Origin of the sequence: Rhodococcus sp. KRD175 (assembly GCF_017168275.1) — a bacterium.
Taxonomy (GTDB): domain Bacteria; phylum Actinomycetota; class Actinomycetes; order Mycobacteriales; family Mycobacteriaceae; genus Rhodococcoides; species Rhodococcoides fascians.
Window position 1 is genome coordinate 339798 of record NZ_JABFAQ010000005.1, and the last position, 13856, is coordinate 353653.

The following is a 13856-nucleotide window of genomic DNA, read 5'->3' on the forward strand; positions in this document are numbered from 1 at the left end:
TCGTGAAAGCCTTCTACGTTCCTCTGCCGATCGTTGCGGCGGCGCTCAAGCCCTTCTACCGCCTCGCGCTGAATCCGCGTCTGTCCTTCCGGGCGCAGCGGGCGGTCCTCGAGGCCGCGGCTCCCGTGCAGACGCTCCCGCACGGGACCGTCGCGCAGAAACTGACGCTTGCGGGCAGGCGGGCCGAGCGCATCACCGTCGGAGCCACCGAACGCGACACCGCGATCCTGTACCTCCACGGGGGCGCGTTCACGATCGGTTCGATCAACACCCACCGATCGCTCGCCGCCCATCTGGCCCGAGAGTCGGCCAGCGCCGTGTACGTACTCGACTACCGCCTCGCCCCGGAGAACCCGTACCCGGCCGCGCTCGACGACGCCGTGGCGGCGTTCCGTGAACTCGTGCGTTCGCACGGCTTCACCCCGGATCGCATCGCCATCGCCGGTGATTCGGCCGGCGGCGGACTGACCGTCGCGACGACGAGACGGCTGGTGGACGACGGCGCGAGGCCGGCAGCACTCGGATTGATCTCACCGTGGGTCGATCCGGGCGCACGCGACGCGGTCAAACCGCGCGACCTGGTCGTCAACACCGGGTGGTCGAACTCCTCGGCCGACGCGTATCTCGGGGCGGGCGACCCGCTGGATCAAGGCTTCGCGCCGCTCCAGGGCAACCTCGACGAGCTGCCTCCGGTCGTCATGCACGTCGGGACGGACGAGGTGCTCTATCCACAGATCACCGCGTTCGCGGACAAGCTGCGCCTGTCCGGCGTCGAACTCGAGTACATCGAGTACAAGAAACTCTGGCACGTGGCGCATCTGCAGGCGTCGATCCTGCGGGAAGCAGCCGAAGCCGTCCAGCACATGGGTTCCTATCTGGGCCGCAAGCTCAGAGCAGAGCAGAAGTCCGACGTGTCAGAGGCTGTGCTCGCCGAGCCAGCGGCCGGCGACATCGCCTGACGCAGCACCGCCGCGGACCTCGCCGATCATGTCGGCGAGGTCCGCTGTCGTCAGCTCCCCCGCCACCACCGAGAACGACTTCACCGCACTCTCGTCCAGCACACCGGTGCGGTACAGCGGAACGACGTTCTGCGCCGGATACACATGATCGTCGTCGGGCAGAGTCGTCAGATCCTTGGCCAGCGGACCGAACGACGCCGTCCGAATCGCGAGAGCATCCACCGCACCGGAATTCAGGTCGTCGACGGCGAACTGCGCATCCGGGTACACCATGAACTCGGAGAAACGGGCCCCGGTGAAGCTGGGACTGCCCACACCCTCCATCCTCACGTCCATCGGATCGACCTCCCCCTCGACCGTTCCGACTGTCACGTCGTCCCGACGAAGAAATTCGGTCACCGTCGCGCCCTCGTCCAAGATCGCGTCTGGAGCGAGAGCAAGAGCCAATCGATCCTCGGCAGTTGCGTAGTCTCCCACCGACAGTCCGGCGGGCAGCGATCGGTTCAGTTCGGTGAACACGTCCTCTGCTTCGGTTGCCCCGGCCAGGGTGTCGAAGGTGCGCAACAGGTCCCCGGTCAGGTCGGGAATCATCGATACCTCGCCGCGGTCCAGCGCCGCGAGGTACGCCGTCCGATCCCCCAGGTTCTCGGCGACGGAGACCTCGGCTCCCGTCGACCGGAGTCCTCCTGCGTAGATCTGTGCGAGCAACCGGGAGAGGTCGGAATTCCCGGCTCCGACGACGACGGGCACGTGCCCGGGTTCGGCCCGGTCGGCCGCACTGCACCCACCGACGGAACCTGCAATAGTGACCGCGAGGGCCGCTGCCAGAATCGACGAACGCACTCTCATTTTCTCCTGTTCACTGCCCGTGGGGTTTACCGATCCCGACCGCGGGGCACAGATGCGAACGAGAGGGTAGTTCGAACCAACCTTATGGGCACGGCGACGTCGACTACCATCCCGAGCAGCCCGAGTCCTGGTTCGGCGGTGTCCCCGGTGATCGGGCGGCACCTGTCGGAGTTGGGGCTTCGTCTGTGCCCGAACCGATGGAAGGACACCATGACCACCTCCCGAATCACGCGCGCGTTCTCCGCCCCGAAGGCAGTGGCGGCCGTTGCCGCGCTCGCCCTGTCGGTCACCGCACTGACCGCCTGCGGCGGAAATTCGGATCCGCTCTCGAGCGGAGGCGGCGAGAGCAACGACGACACGAACTCGATCATCGTCGGCTCGGCCAACTTCCCGGAGTCCGAGACCGTCGCGAACATTTACGCAGAAGCATTGCGCGCCAACGGTTTCGAGGTGAGCACCAAGCTGAACATCGGTAGCCGCGAGGCGTACATTCCCGCCGTCCGCGACGGCTCGATCGACCTGATCCCCGATTACACGGGCAACCTGCTCCAGTACTTGGACGAATCTGCCACGGCCACCTCGTCCGAGGACGTGCTGGCGGCACTGCCCGCTGCACTCGGCGACGACCTCGCGGTGACGGCCCAGGCACCCGGCGAGGACAAGGATGCCGTCGTCGTCACCCGCGCGACCGCAACCGAGCGCAATCTGAAGACCGTCGGGGATCTCGCACCGTTCTCCTCGGAGGTGACGTTCGCAGGCACGCCGGAATTCCAGGAGCGCGTCGGCGGACTGCCGGGCCTGAAAGCGAAGTACGGCCTGGACATCTCCCCCGGTAACTACGTGCCCATCTCCGACGGCGGCGGACCGGCCACGGTCGAGGCACTCGTGTCGGGCCAGGTCGTCGCGGCGGACATCTTCACCACCTCGCCGGCCATCGCGCAGAACGATCTCGTGGTTCTCGAAGACCCGGAGAACAATTTCGCCGCTCAGAACGTCATCCCGGTGCTGCGGACGTCCAAGCAGTCCGACAAGCTCACTCAGGTTCTCGACGCCGTCTCGGCGCAGATCACCACCGAAGAGCTCATCGCACTGAACACCTCGGTGTCCGGAGACCAGAAGGTCGAACCGGCTGCGGCGGCAACGGCGTGGGTCAAGGACAAGGGTCTGGACCAGCCGGTCAGCTGATGATCACCTTCGAGAACATCACCAAGACGTACCCGGACGGCACCACGGCAGTCGACTCGTTGGACCTGGTGATCCAGCCACACTCGTTCACCGTGTTCGTGGGGCCGTCCGGCTGCGGCAAGACGACGTCGATGCGCATGATCAACCGGATGATCGCTCCCACCTCGGGCGTCATCACGGTCGACGGCCGCAACATCGCCGACACCGACGCGGTGAAGCTGCGCCGGGGAATCGGCTACGTCATCCAGAGTGCCGGGCTGCTGCCCCATCGTTCCGTCGTCGACAATGTCGCGACGGTTCCGGTCCTCAACGGTCAGTCCCGGCGCGCGGCCCGCAAGGCGGCGCTCGAGGTACTGGAACGAGTGGGCCTGGATCCGGCTCTCGCGTCCCGCTACCCGGCACAGCTGTCCGGCGGGCAGCAACAGCGCGTCGGGGTGGCCCGCGCGCTCGCCGCGGACCCACCGATTCTGTTGATGGACGAACCCTTCAGCGCCGTCGATCCGGTGGTGCGTGAGGATCTGCAGACCGAGATGCTGAGGCTGCAGGCCGATCTGAAGAAGACGATCGTGTTCGTCACGCACGACATCGACGAGGCCGTGCGGCTGGGCGACCACATCGCGGTCTTCGGACCGCAGGGTCGTCTGCAGCAATACGACAAGCCCGAGACCGTGCTCGCGGCACCGGCGACGTCGTTCGTGGCGTCGTTCGTCGGCCGCGACCGCGGCTACCGAGGCCTGTCTTTCCGCTCGGCGCAGTCGGTGACGATGCATCCGATCCATACCGCGACCGAGGACGAGATGAGCACCCTGCGACTCGACCAAGGGCAGTGGGTTCTGGTCGTGGACTCCCAGCGTCGTCCCCTCGGCTGGATCGACGCCACCGGCGTCGAGAAGGTACGCGGCGGCGGCAGCCTGGACGAGAGCACCGCGGCCGGTGGGTCGCTGTTCCTTGAGGGCGGCGATCTACGGCAGGCGCTCGACTCGGCGATCTCGTCTCCGTCGGGAATCGGCGTCGCCGTCGATTCGACCGGTGCCGCCGTGGGCAGCGTCGACGGTGCGGAGATTCTCGAAAACCTGGCCGTACAGCGCAAGTCGGAGGACGAGGAGCGCAATCGCCACCACTTCGGCGCGGCCGGGAACGACGCACAGTGACCTGGCTGTTCGACAACTTCGGCGTCGTACTGGGGTACACGAAGACACATCTGTATCTTTCGCTCGTGCCTCTACTCATCGGCCTGCTCATCGCCGTTCCGGTCGGCACTCTGATTCGCAACACGCGGTGGGTCCGCCGAATCACGTTGACGGTGGCCAGCATTGCGTTCACGTTGCCGTCCCTGGCACTGTTCGTCACCATTCCTGCGGTCGTGGGACTGCCCGTGCTCGATCCGCTGAACGTGGTGATCGCACTGACGGTGTACTCCACGGCCCTGCTCGTTCGCGCGGTTCCGGAGGCACTCGATTCGGTTCCGTTCGCCGTCGTCGATTCGGCTCAGGCCATGGGCTTTTCGTCGTTACGCCGGGCGGTGACCGTCGAGCTACCCCTGTCCTTGCCGGTGCTCATCGCCAATATTCGAGTTGTCACGGTCACCAACATCTCGTTGGTCTCGGTGGGTTCGGTGATCGGTATCGGTGGTCTCGGCCAGCTGTTCACCCAGGGCTACCAACGTGACTATCCCGATCAGATCTTCGCCGGCATCATCTCGATCGTGTTCTTGGCGTTGATCTTCGACGCCGCCCTGTACCTGGTGGGCCGTCGACTCACGCCCTGGACCCGGCAGGGCAGCTCGTCGACGAGGAAGGCGCGCGCATGAATCTGTTCTCCGAAGCGTTCTCGTACATCCTCGACGGTGCCAACTGGGCCGGGCCGACGGGAATCGGTGCTCGACTGCTCGAGCACATGTGGTATTCGCTGTTGGCCGTTGTGCTTTCGGCCGCTGTCGCGATTCCCATCGGACTGATCATCGGTCACCTGCGCCGCGGCGAAGCGGTGGTCGTCGGACTGGTCAACGCTCTGCGCTCACTGCCGACTCTGGGTGTGTTGGTGTTCCTGGTCCTGGTGATCGGGTTGGGTCTGATCCCGCCGATCATCGCGCTGGTCCTGCTCGGGATACCACCGCTGCTGGCGGGCACCTACTCGGGAATAGCCAACGTCGATGCTCACGTGGTCGACGCCGCCCGGGCAATGGGAATGACCGAATCACAGGTGCTGCTGCGGGTAGAGATCCCCAATGCACTGCCACTGATCCTCGGCGGACTACGGAACACCACCCTGCAGATCATCGCGACCGCGACCGTTGCGGCGTACGTCAACCTGGGCGGGCTGGGTCGCTACATCTTCGACGGTCTCGCGCTCTACGACTACGGCCGGGTTCTGGTCGGGGCGATCCTCGTCGCGCTGCTCACACTCGTCGTCGACGGCCTTCTCGCCCTAGCGGTGTGGACGTCGGTGCCGGGAACCGGTCGCCTCCGGCGCATGCCGACCGGACTGGCAAAAGTCTGACGACGACTCACGCAAACTAAAAGCACCCCGAACCACCGGCCCGGATAGGGCGGGGTTCGGGGTGCTTTTTCTGTTTTCCTACGCGACGCCCTCGGCTCGCGCTGCTGCCGCAACTGCGTCCGCAACGGCCGGGGCGACGCGAGGATCGAGCGGGCTCGGGACGATTCTGTCCGCGGCCAACTCGTCGCCGAGAACCGAGAGGATTGCCTCGGCAGCGGCGAGCTTCATGCCTTCGGTGATGCGGCGTGCGCCGGCGTCGAGCGCGCCCTTGAACACACCGGGGAAGGCCAGAACGTTGTTGATCTGATTGGGGAAATCGCTGCGTCCGGTCGCGACGATGGCCGCGTACTTCCTGGCCACCTCGGGGTGGATCTCCGGATCCGGGTTCGAGAGCGCGAACACGATGGACTCGGGGGCCATCGAGGCGATGACGTTCTCGTCCACCTTGCCTGCGGACAGTCCGAGGAACACGTCGGCTCCGGCCAGCGCATCGCCCGGTCCCCCGCTCAGTCCACGAGGGTTGGTTCGCGCAGCGAGGTCGGCCTTGACGCCGGTGAGGTCACCGCGATCGGCCGAGACGACGCCCTTGGAGTCGAGGACCACGACGTCGGAGATGCCGGCGGCGAGCAGCATGTTCGCGCACGCAACGCCTGCAGCGCCTGCGCCCGAGACGACCACTCGGAGCCCGGCCAGGTCCCGGCCCTGTACCCGTGCAGCACCCGTCAGCGCCGCAAGGACGACGATGGCCGTGCCGTGTTGGTCGTCGTGCATCACGGGGCAGTCCAGTGCCTCGACGACGCGTCGTTCCACCTCGAAACACCGCGGGGCGGAGATGTCTTCGAGGTTGACGGCTCCGAAACTGTGTCGCATCCGCACGATCGTCTCGACGATCTCGTCGACATCGTGGGTATCGAGCACGATCGGGATGGAATCGAGGCCGGCGAACTTCTTGAACAGCGCCGCCTTGCCCTCCATCACCGGCAACGACGCGCGCGGACCGATATCGCCCAGGCCGAGCACCGCGGAACCGTCGGAGATGACGGCGACCAGTCGGTCGGTCCAGGTGTAGCGCTTGGCCAGTGCCGGGTCGGCGGCGATGGCACGGCTGACCTGGGCGACCCCCGGGGTGTAGGCGATCGAGAGATCGCGCTGGGTCTCGAGCGGCGCGGCCAACTGGACCGAAAGCTTGCCGCCGAGATGCCCGGCGAAGATCTCGTCGTCGGTGATCGCGGCCGCAACTGCCGATGGTGTTCCTGTGGTGTCTTCGACTGCCGTCACGGTGAAAGCTCCTCGCACTGTCGGCCTCGACGAGGCAACACGTGTCTACGAAGTGATTGATGCTCGAAAGGGTCGCGGACTACCGGAGGGCGCCAGTACTGGCTGCCGACTGCCGAAAAGCGTGTCTCGCACGTGCGGCGGGTGTGCCTGCACAGTCAACGATGGGCTGTAGCCGCATCGCTGCAACGGCCCAAGTGTGCCATACCGCCCACCGAACTGACCATAGAGTCAGAAACCAGCGTGAACTACTGCCACCATTGGGTCCACAGGACGAGACCGGTGACCACGAAGACCACGATCGCTCCGAGGAAGGCGGCGAATCCGCGTCGATGATCGGCAATGCGCTGCGCGACGATGGCGACGACAGCGGCAACGATGTGCACGGTGACCGACAGCGCGCCCGGTCCCGGGTAGCCGCGGGACTGACCGAGATATTGGGTGACGCCGACGCCGATCGCCAGCACCACCAGTCCGGCGGTGACGATGCCGCTGAGACCGCGCAGGAAGCGCAGCCCTGCACCCGCTCCGGCCCCGCTCATGCTCCGGCCACGAATCCGCGGACGGAGTCCGCGATCAACTGCACCGCGATGGCGGCGAGCAACAGGCCTGCGATGCGTGCCAGCAGCGAGATGCCGCCCTCGCCGAGCAGCCGGATAAGGACGGTGGAGAAGCGCAGAATCACGAAGAACAGGACGTGAATCGTGATGATGCCCAAGGCGATTGCGAGCAACGAGCTCGCGTTGCCGTCGGCCTGACTGACGTAGACGATCACCGCGGCGATGGCTCCGGGGCCCGCCATCAACGGCGTTCCCAGCGGCACGAGTGCGACGTTGACGTCCTCGGCCGCCGCGTCGCCGCCCGCGCCCTTACCGGTGAGCAACGACAGCGCGATGAGCAGGAGCAGAAGTCCACCCGCGCCCTGCAGTGCCGGAATGCCGATGTGCAGGTAGCTCAGAATGGCCTGGCCGCCGATCGCGAACACCGAGATGACGGTGAGCGAGACCGCGGGTGCCTGCCATGCGGCCTTGTTGCGCACTTCCTTGCTCTTGCGTCCCACCAGGGACAGGAACACCGGAATCGCGCCCGGTGGATCCATGATCACAAACAGCGTGATCAGAACCGTCAGGTACAGCGTCACGTCGAAGTTCATGACCGGGCCGCCGCGATCAGTCGGTCGTACTGCTCCGGGTCAGTGGTGTACTCGCCCAGCTTCACGGTCTTGTTGGTGCCGTGATAATCCGAGGACCCGGTGACGATGAGGTCCAACTCCGCGGCCAACTCGGCCATCACCACGGTGTCCTCCGGCGAGTGGTCCATGTGGTGGACTTCCACACCGCCGAGCCCGAGCGGGGTGAGTTCTCGGATGTGGTCCAGATCCAGGATGCGTCCGCGCTTGCGGGCCCGGGCATGCGCGAGCACGCTGACGCCGCCTGCGGCGGCGATCATCTCGACGGCGACGTCGAGTGGAGTGTCGACCTTGCCCACGTAATACTTGCCACCCGTTGCCAGCGGACCGGCGAACGCCGCGTCCATGTCCGAGACGTAGCCGGCCTCGATCAGAGCCTGGCCCAGATGGGGACGACCGGCGGCCTCCCCGGCCGAGGCGAGAACCGCGTCGGGATCGATGGGCAGGCCGTCCGCGGCCATTTTCTCAGCGATGGCCCGCAGCCGGGTCACCCGCTCACCGCGCAGTCGTGCACGCTCGGCGGCGAATGCCTCGTTCTCGGGGTCGAACAGGTACGCCAGCAGGTGCACCGGGACGGGCGTGCCGTCCTCCCCACGACCGGTGCACGACAGTTCCATGCCGCGCACGAGCGTCAGGCCGGCAGGCGATGCGGCAGCGGCCTCGTCCCATCCGGCCGTGGTGTCGTGATCGGTGAGCGCCACCACCGACAGGCCCGCTGCCGACGCAGCGCGAACCAGCTCGGCCGGGCTGTCGGTACCGTCGGACGCTGTCGAGTGGGTGTGGAGATCGATGAGCACCAGAACAGTGTCCCAGGCGTACCGCCGTGATGTTCCGGGCCCACTGTTCTGTCGTTTTCCTGGCGTACGATTGCCCGCCATGCCGTCCCTTCCACCGCGTCCCTCACTGCCCTCGCTGCACCGACGAGGAAACAAGGCCGTTCCCGATTCGAGTCCACGAATACCGGTGCCAACGGCGCGTGCCATCGTCGACTGCGCTGTGTACGTCGACGGCTCCCGGCTACCCGGCCGGTTCACTCACACGTCCGCGATCGCCGAAGTACGAGCCCGCGGCGAGGGGTTCGTCTGGGTGGGCCTGCATGCGCCGGACGACCGTCAGATGAACGCGATCGCTCAGTGTTACGACCTGCACGAGTTGATGGTCGAGGACACCGTGCACGCGCATCAGCGGCCCAAGCTCGAGCGATACGACGACGTCGCATTCCTCGTCCTACGCACGGTCAAGTACGTCGAACACGAATCGGTGACGACGGCGAACGAGATCGTCGAGAGCGGCGAGATCATGGTGATGGTCGGTCGAGATTTCGTCATCACCGTCCGACACGGCGAACACTCCGGATTGGCCGGCGTGCGCCAGCGCCTCGAGGACAATCCGGAGCAGCTCGCGCTCGGCCCGTCGGCGGTGCTGCATGCGGTGGCCGACCACGTCGTCGACGAGTACCTGGCCGTCACCGACTCGATCGAGAGGGACGTCGACGGCATGGAGGAGGAGGTGTTCTCTCCGCATCACCACGTGCCGATCGAGAACATCTATCTGCTCAAGCGAGAGGTCGTGGAACTACGCCGGTCGGTGACTCCGCTGTCGACGCCTCTCGCACGGCTGGTCCAGGAGCCCAGTGTTCCGAAGTCCGTCCGGCGGTACCTGCGCGACGTGCAGGACCATCACACCACTGTCGCCGAACGTATCTCCGAATACGACGAGGTACTCAGCTCGCTCGTCGACGCCGCCCTGGCTCGGGTGACGATGCAGCAGAACCTCGACATGCGCAAGATCTCGTCCTGGGTGGCGATCGCGGCGGTGCCGACCATGGTGGCCGGCATCTACGGCATGAACTTCGACAACATGCCCGAGCTGCACTGGACCTATGGGTATCACACGATCGTCGCGATCGTCGCCTGCGTGTGCGTCGGTCTGTGGCGAACGTTCCACAAGAACAACTGGCTGTAGATCCTGCGCCGGAGATCTACAGCCAGGGACGAAATGGGACAGAAACGGGTAGCAACCGGAAGTCGACACCCTGTGCGTAGGAGTCCGATCAGAGGCTGGCTGCGGACCGGTTGGGGTCTCGAACGTCGATCCCCGCTTCCTTCCAGGCCTCGCGCAACGCATCCGCCCCGCGTAACCGCACCCAGGCGGCCTCGGTTCCGGTCAACGGCACCGCGGCGAAGAAATGAACCGGATCGAAAGGCTCCGGCAGCGGCAGGTCCGCGATGTCGCTCGGCCCGAGCAGCACGGCCGTGAACGGGGCATTTGTCCACAGCGGCTCACCGAGATCGAGCAGGGCGTCCTCCACCAGCACGACGCCCTCCACCGCGGGCGAGGCCGCGAGCACGGCCAAGCTCTTGTGGACGCCCGACGCCACGCCTGCGCCACCGCGAAGGGTCAGTACCAGTTCGGCGCGAGGGCCACGGGACGGATCGGCGACCATGTCGTTCGGGTCTGCCATGGGATGACGCGAGCAGCCGAGGCTGACGTACCGCACCACCTCGGAGTCCGCTCCGAATCGCAGCACGTCCAGTGACTCCAGGCCGAGGAACGTCACGGACGCGGACGACGGGTTGTCGTCGCCGATCTCGGTCAGCAGATGTGCGCGTACCGCGGTAATGACACTCTCGCTCACGAGACCCATCCAACACCACCGGTGCCCGAGAAGTCCGTTCGGAGGTGCCACCGCGGACGAGGTGGGTACCGTCGTACCCGTGGTATCCGTTCTCGCTGTGTCCGACGAAACGATCGAATCTCTGTGGAGTCCGCAGGTGAAGTCGCTCGGCGTCGATCTGATTCTCGGCGCGGGTGACCTTCCGTTCGATTACCTCGAGTACCTGACCGATGCGTTGAACGCTCCGTGCGTGTTCGTGCCCGGCAATCACGACGCGGACCTGACGGGTTATTCGGCCGGGAAGGCCGGCTGGATGCGCGCCGGGCTGCCTGCCACCTGGCCGGGGCCGGTGGGTGCGATCAACGTCGACCGGCGGATCGTGTCCGCTGCCGGTCTGCGTATCGCCGGTCTCGGCGGGTCGATCCGCTACAACGGCGGCCCCAATCAATGGACGCAACGTCAGCAGCGCAGACGCTCACGCACCCTCACTCGAACGTTCGCGTGGAATCGCAACGTCCGCAAGGACGTACGGCCGGTGGACATTCTGCTCACTCACAGCCCACCCCTCGGAGTCGGCGACGACACCGACCCGGCACACGTCGGCTTCGACTGCCTGGACGAGGTGACGCGTCGACTCTCCCCACAGTTGTTGTTGCACGGCCACATTCATCCACACGGCCACACCCCGGACGATCTGGCCCTGCACGGGGCGGCGGTGATCAACACCGTCGGATACACCCTGCTCGACGTCGAACCGGGTGGGCAGCGACAGCACGTCGAAGCACCGAGGATCGTGAGGCGCAGACATGGCACGTGACACCGGATTTCCGGCCGCCGACGCGGAGAACGACTTCACCCGCCAGCGTCGACGCGCCGACGTGGCGAGACTCGTCGGGTGGCTGCGGCGTCAACCCGACGACGTCAACACCATCCTGCCGTTCGACGAGGTGGTCGCTGCCCTCGGCAAGGTCGGGGAACGGCACCTGGGTCTGCAGGTCATTCGCGTCGAGACCATCGTCGGCAGCGTCGACCGCACCCGGGACTTCGACAGATTCTTCAGGCCGACCTCGGCGCGGATCAGGGAACGCTGGCAGCGGTTGGCGGCGGCGCAGCGCCGCGGTGAAGCGATGCCGCCGATCCAGGTGTATCGCATCGGCGGCATGCACTTCGTCGTCGACGGGCATCATCGGGTGTCGATTGCGTTCGCGATGCATCGCACGACGATCGACGCCGTCGTCACCGAGATCATCACGCGTATCTCTCCCGAGGGCATCACCCGGCGCGGCGATCTGTTGATCAAGGATCATCGCCGCATCTTCCTGAGTCGGGTGCCCCTGGTGGGACGCGCGCGCGAGGCGGTACAGGTCACCGACCCGTTCGATTACGCGCAACTGAGCGAGTCGGTGGAGGCCTGGGGATTTCGGCTGATGCAGGAACTCGGGGAGTTCGTCGACCGCGGAACGGTCGCGCGACGTTGGTTCGGTGAGGAGTACCTGCCGGTGGTCCGCATGGTCCGGGCGGCCGAGATTCTCGAAGACCGCACCGATGCCGAGGCCTATCTGTGGATGAGCCGTGAGCGCTATCGGTTGGTGCGCGAGCACGTCTGGAACGACGAGATCGTCAGTGAACTCCGGCAGAAGGCCCTGGGGAAGCCCAACCGGGCCCAGTAGCTCATCCGAGGCACCTCGGCTCACACCGGGGAAACCGGTACCCGATAATTAATTAGATGCGTTCAACATTTTAGTTCGATCGGTTCGTATTTTCGGTTGTCATAGGTAACGAGGTAGCTCTTCCATGTCCACCCGCCGCACACTGCTGCCAGGACTCTGTTTCATCGTCATGACCCTCGCCGTCCTGCAGACGATGGTCGTTCCCATCGTGGGCACCATCGGCACCCAACTGGGCGTCAGCACCACCGCTGCCGGGTGGGTGCTGACGGCGAACCTGTTGGCCGCGGTCATCGCCACCCCCGTCATCGGCCGACTCGCCGACCTGCACGGCAAACGCCCCGTGCTCATCGGCGTCCTGACCGTCGTGCTGGCCGGGTCGCTGCTGGCAGCGTTGACCGATTCACTGACCTGGCTGCTGGTCGGCCGCATTCTGCAGGGCGTCTCGTACGCCCTGTTCCCCATCGCCCTGGCGGTGTTGCGCGACGAGATGCCACCGCGCGCACTCGTCGGCTCGATGTCGATCCTGTCCGGCACTCTCGGCGTGGGCGGCGGATTCGGATTGGTGCTGACGGGGCTGCTCACGGCCAACGGCGCCGACTACCACCGCGTCTTCTGGCTCACCGTCGCCATCGTCGTGGTTGCACTCGGCATCGCGTGGTTCGGTGTCCCGGCCCGACCGCGTAGCGGCAGCGGGTCGGTCGACTGGTGGGGTGCCGTGCTGCTGGCGGGCACACTCCTGCTGTTGTTCCTGGCCCTCACCCAGGGCCGCACGTGGGGCTGGGGTTCGGTGGCCACCATCGGATGCGCTGTCGCGGGCGTGCTGCTGGGAACCGTCTGGTGGATCTTCGAGAAACGCATCGATGCCCCGCTCGTCGCACCCCGCATGCTCACTCACGGGCCACTGCTTGCCACCAACGTCGCCACCCTGTTCGTCGGCGTCGGAATGTTCGCCAACTTCCTGGCCTGCTCCTACTTCGTACAGACCCCACGTGCCGTCGCCGGCTACGGATTCACCGCCAACGTTCTCGAAGCGAGTGTCGTGTACCTGCTACCCGGTGCAGCGGTAGGAGTGGTGGCCGCGGTGATCAGCGGTCGCCTCATCGGATCGTTCGGGCCGCGCCGAGTTCTCGTCGGCGGCGCAGTGATCGGCGTTCTCGGATTTGCGTTCGTCGCGGTGGCCCACGATCACACCTGGCAGCTCATCACCGCGGGCATCGTCATCAACACGTTCGTCAGCCTCGCGTTCGCGGCCCTGCCCAACCTGCTCATGGCCGAGGTCAGCGCAGCGGACACCGGCGTGGCCAACAGCGTCAACTCGATCGTGCGCACCGTCGGCACGTCGATCGCGAGTGCGTCATTGTCCACCGTGCTGGCGATGTTCACCATCGACGGCACAAACGTGGCCCGCGAGAGCGCGTACACCGCAGCCTTCGTCGCCGGTGCCGTGGCCTGCGCCGTCGTCGCTGCGGCAGCCCTGGCCATCAGAAGCACCCCGGCAGCGCGGCAATCGGTGCGGGTCGCCGAGTCCGAACCGAACACCACGTCGAACGTGCCACTGTAGAGCCCGCGGCATGTGAGTGGAACTTCGTAGTGGGCTACGAAGTTCCGCTCAC

Annotated in this window: 15 protein-coding genes; 9 read left to right on the forward strand and 6 right to left on the reverse strand. The window is 66.1% G+C overall.

The annotated features are described in order from the left end of the window. Nucleotides 1-2 precede the first annotated feature (2 nt). Entirely contained in the window at nt 3-959 is a 957-nt protein-coding gene (locus tag J1M81_RS09715) for an alpha/beta hydrolase (protein ID WP_032375498.1), read from the forward strand. Here J1M81_RS09715 and J1M81_RS09720 read toward each other — a convergent pair. Next, entirely contained in the window at nt 915-1808 is an 894-nt protein-coding gene (locus J1M81_RS09720) for a glycine betaine ABC transporter substrate-binding protein (RefSeq protein WP_206497981.1), read from the reverse strand. The two genes, J1M81_RS09715 and J1M81_RS09720, sit on opposite strands and share 45 nt — an antisense overlap. Before the next feature lie 210 nt (nt 1809-2018). Here J1M81_RS09720 and J1M81_RS09725 point away from each other — a divergent pair, with 210 nt between their 5' ends. Genes J1M81_RS09725 through J1M81_RS09740 form a run of 4 tightly spaced genes read left to right on the forward strand, consistent with a single transcriptional unit; the run spans nt 2019 to nt 5492 of the window. Next, complete coding sequence (locus J1M81_RS09725; RefSeq protein WP_032371945.1) at nt 2019-2993, forward strand: ABC transporter substrate-binding protein; 975 nt, start codon at nt 2019-2021, stop codon at nt 2991-2993. After that, on the forward strand, nt 2993-4144 hold the full coding sequence (locus tag J1M81_RS09730; protein WP_032390505.1) for an ABC transporter ATP-binding protein: 1152 nt from the start codon (nt 2993-2995) through the stop codon (nt 4142-4144). The genes J1M81_RS09725 and J1M81_RS09730 overlap by 1 nt, the downstream gene beginning before the upstream one ends. Continuing rightward, on the forward strand, nt 4141-4803 hold the full coding sequence (locus J1M81_RS09735; protein WP_032365390.1) for an ABC transporter permease: 663 nt from the start codon (nt 4141-4143) through the stop codon (nt 4801-4803). Before J1M81_RS09730 ends, J1M81_RS09735 begins: the two co-directional genes overlap by 4 nt. Further along, nucleotides 4800-5492: an ABC transporter permease gene (locus J1M81_RS09740; RefSeq protein ID WP_027498027.1), complete on the forward strand. Its 693-nt coding sequence runs from the start codon at nt 4800-4802 to the stop codon at nt 5490-5492. The genes J1M81_RS09735 and J1M81_RS09740 overlap by 4 nt, the downstream gene beginning before the upstream one ends. A gap of 78 nt (nt 5493-5570) precedes the next feature. Here the strand turns inward: J1M81_RS09740 and J1M81_RS09745 are convergent, their stop codons facing one another. The 4 genes from J1M81_RS09745 to J1M81_RS09760 all read right to left on the reverse strand — a co-directional run bounded on the left by J1M81_RS09745 (nt 5571) and on the right by J1M81_RS09760 (nt 8753). Then, the gene (locus tag J1M81_RS09745; RefSeq protein ID WP_032375496.1) at nt 5571-6770 is read right to left on the reverse strand and encodes an NADP-dependent malic enzyme; all 1200 of its coding nucleotides are present in this window, start codon (nt 6768-6770) and stop codon (nt 5571-5573) included. Between the two features lie 245 nt (nt 6771-7015). Beyond that, nucleotides 7016-7309 (reverse strand): hypothetical protein, encoded by a 294-nt coding sequence (locus tag J1M81_RS09750; RefSeq protein WP_045840758.1) that lies wholly within the window; start codon nt 7307-7309, stop codon nt 7016-7018. After that, on the reverse strand, nt 7306-7920 hold the full coding sequence (locus J1M81_RS09755; protein WP_027498030.1) for a MarC family protein: 615 nt from the start codon (nt 7918-7920) through the stop codon (nt 7306-7308). Before J1M81_RS09755 ends, J1M81_RS09750 begins: the two co-directional genes overlap by 4 nt. Then, nucleotides 7917-8753, reverse strand: coding sequence for a PHP domain-containing protein (locus J1M81_RS09760; RefSeq protein ID WP_032375495.1), 837 nt, complete (start codon nt 8751-8753; stop codon nt 7917-7919). The genes J1M81_RS09755 and J1M81_RS09760 overlap by 4 nt, the downstream gene beginning before the upstream one ends. A gap of 79 nt (nt 8754-8832) precedes the next feature. Between J1M81_RS09760 and J1M81_RS09765 the strand changes: the two genes are divergently transcribed. Beyond that, nucleotides 8833-9921, forward strand: a complete 1089-nt coding sequence (locus J1M81_RS09765) for a magnesium and cobalt transport protein CorA (RefSeq protein ID WP_027498032.1) — start codon at nt 8833-8835, stop codon at nt 9919-9921. Nucleotides 9922-10009: 88 nt separating this feature from the next. On the opposite strand, the gene J1M81_RS09770 is transcribed toward J1M81_RS09765, so the two are convergent. Beyond that, on the reverse strand, nt 10010-10603 hold the full coding sequence (locus tag J1M81_RS09770) for a suppressor of fused domain protein (RefSeq protein ID WP_176458017.1): 594 nt from the start codon (nt 10601-10603) through the stop codon (nt 10010-10012). Between the two features lie 70 nt (nt 10604-10673). On the opposite strand from J1M81_RS09770, the gene J1M81_RS09775 reads away from it, so the two are divergent. The 3 genes from J1M81_RS09775 (at nt 10674) to J1M81_RS09785 (ending at nt 13804) form a co-directional block, all read left to right on the forward strand. Further along, entirely contained in the window at nt 10674-11390 is a 717-nt protein-coding gene (locus J1M81_RS09775; RefSeq protein WP_027498034.1) for a metallophosphoesterase, read from the forward strand. Then, entirely contained in the window at nt 11380-12243 is an 864-nt protein-coding gene (locus J1M81_RS09780; protein ID WP_032371672.1) for a hypothetical protein, read from the forward strand. Before J1M81_RS09775 ends, J1M81_RS09780 begins: the two co-directional genes overlap by 11 nt. A gap of 124 nt (nt 12244-12367) precedes the next feature. After that, a complete protein-coding gene (locus J1M81_RS09785; protein WP_051365247.1) occupies nt 12368-13804 on the forward strand; it encodes an MFS transporter in 1437 nt (478 codons plus the stop codon). Nucleotides 13805-13856: the final 52 nt, after the last annotated feature.

Coding starts and splice junctions, on each gene's coding strand:
- J1M81_RS09765 (WP_027498032.1), top strand. CDS start 8,833: ATGCCGTCCCTTCCACCGCGTCCCTCACTGCCCTCGCTGCACCGACGA.
- J1M81_RS09730 (WP_032390505.1), top strand. CDS start 2,993: ATGATCACCTTCGAGAACATCACCAAGACGTACCCGGACGGCACCACG.
- J1M81_RS09750 (WP_045840758.1), bottom strand. CDS start 7,309: ATGAGCGGGGCCGGAGCGGGTGCAGGGCTGCGCTTCCTGCGCGGTCTC.
- J1M81_RS09785 (WP_051365247.1), top strand. CDS start 12,368: ATGTCCACCCGCCGCACACTGCTGCCAGGACTCTGTTTCATCGTCATG.
- J1M81_RS09770 (WP_176458017.1), bottom strand. CDS start 10,603: ATGGGTCTCGTGAGCGAGAGTGTCATTACCGCGGTACGCGCACATCTG.
- J1M81_RS09725 (WP_032371945.1), top strand. CDS start 2,019: ATGACCACCTCCCGAATCACGCGCGCGTTCTCCGCCCCGAAGGCAGTG.
- J1M81_RS09720 (WP_206497981.1), bottom strand. CDS start 1,808: ATGAGAGTGCGTTCGTCGATTCTGGCAGCGGCCCTCGCGGTCACTATT.
- J1M81_RS09740 (WP_027498027.1), top strand. CDS start 4,800: ATGAATCTGTTCTCCGAAGCGTTCTCGTACATCCTCGACGGTGCCAAC.
- J1M81_RS09780 (WP_032371672.1), top strand. CDS start 11,380: ATGGCACGTGACACCGGATTTCCGGCCGCCGACGCGGAGAACGACTTC.
- J1M81_RS09755 (WP_027498030.1), bottom strand. CDS start 7,920: ATGAACTTCGACGTGACGCTGTACCTGACGGTTCTGATCACGCTGTTT.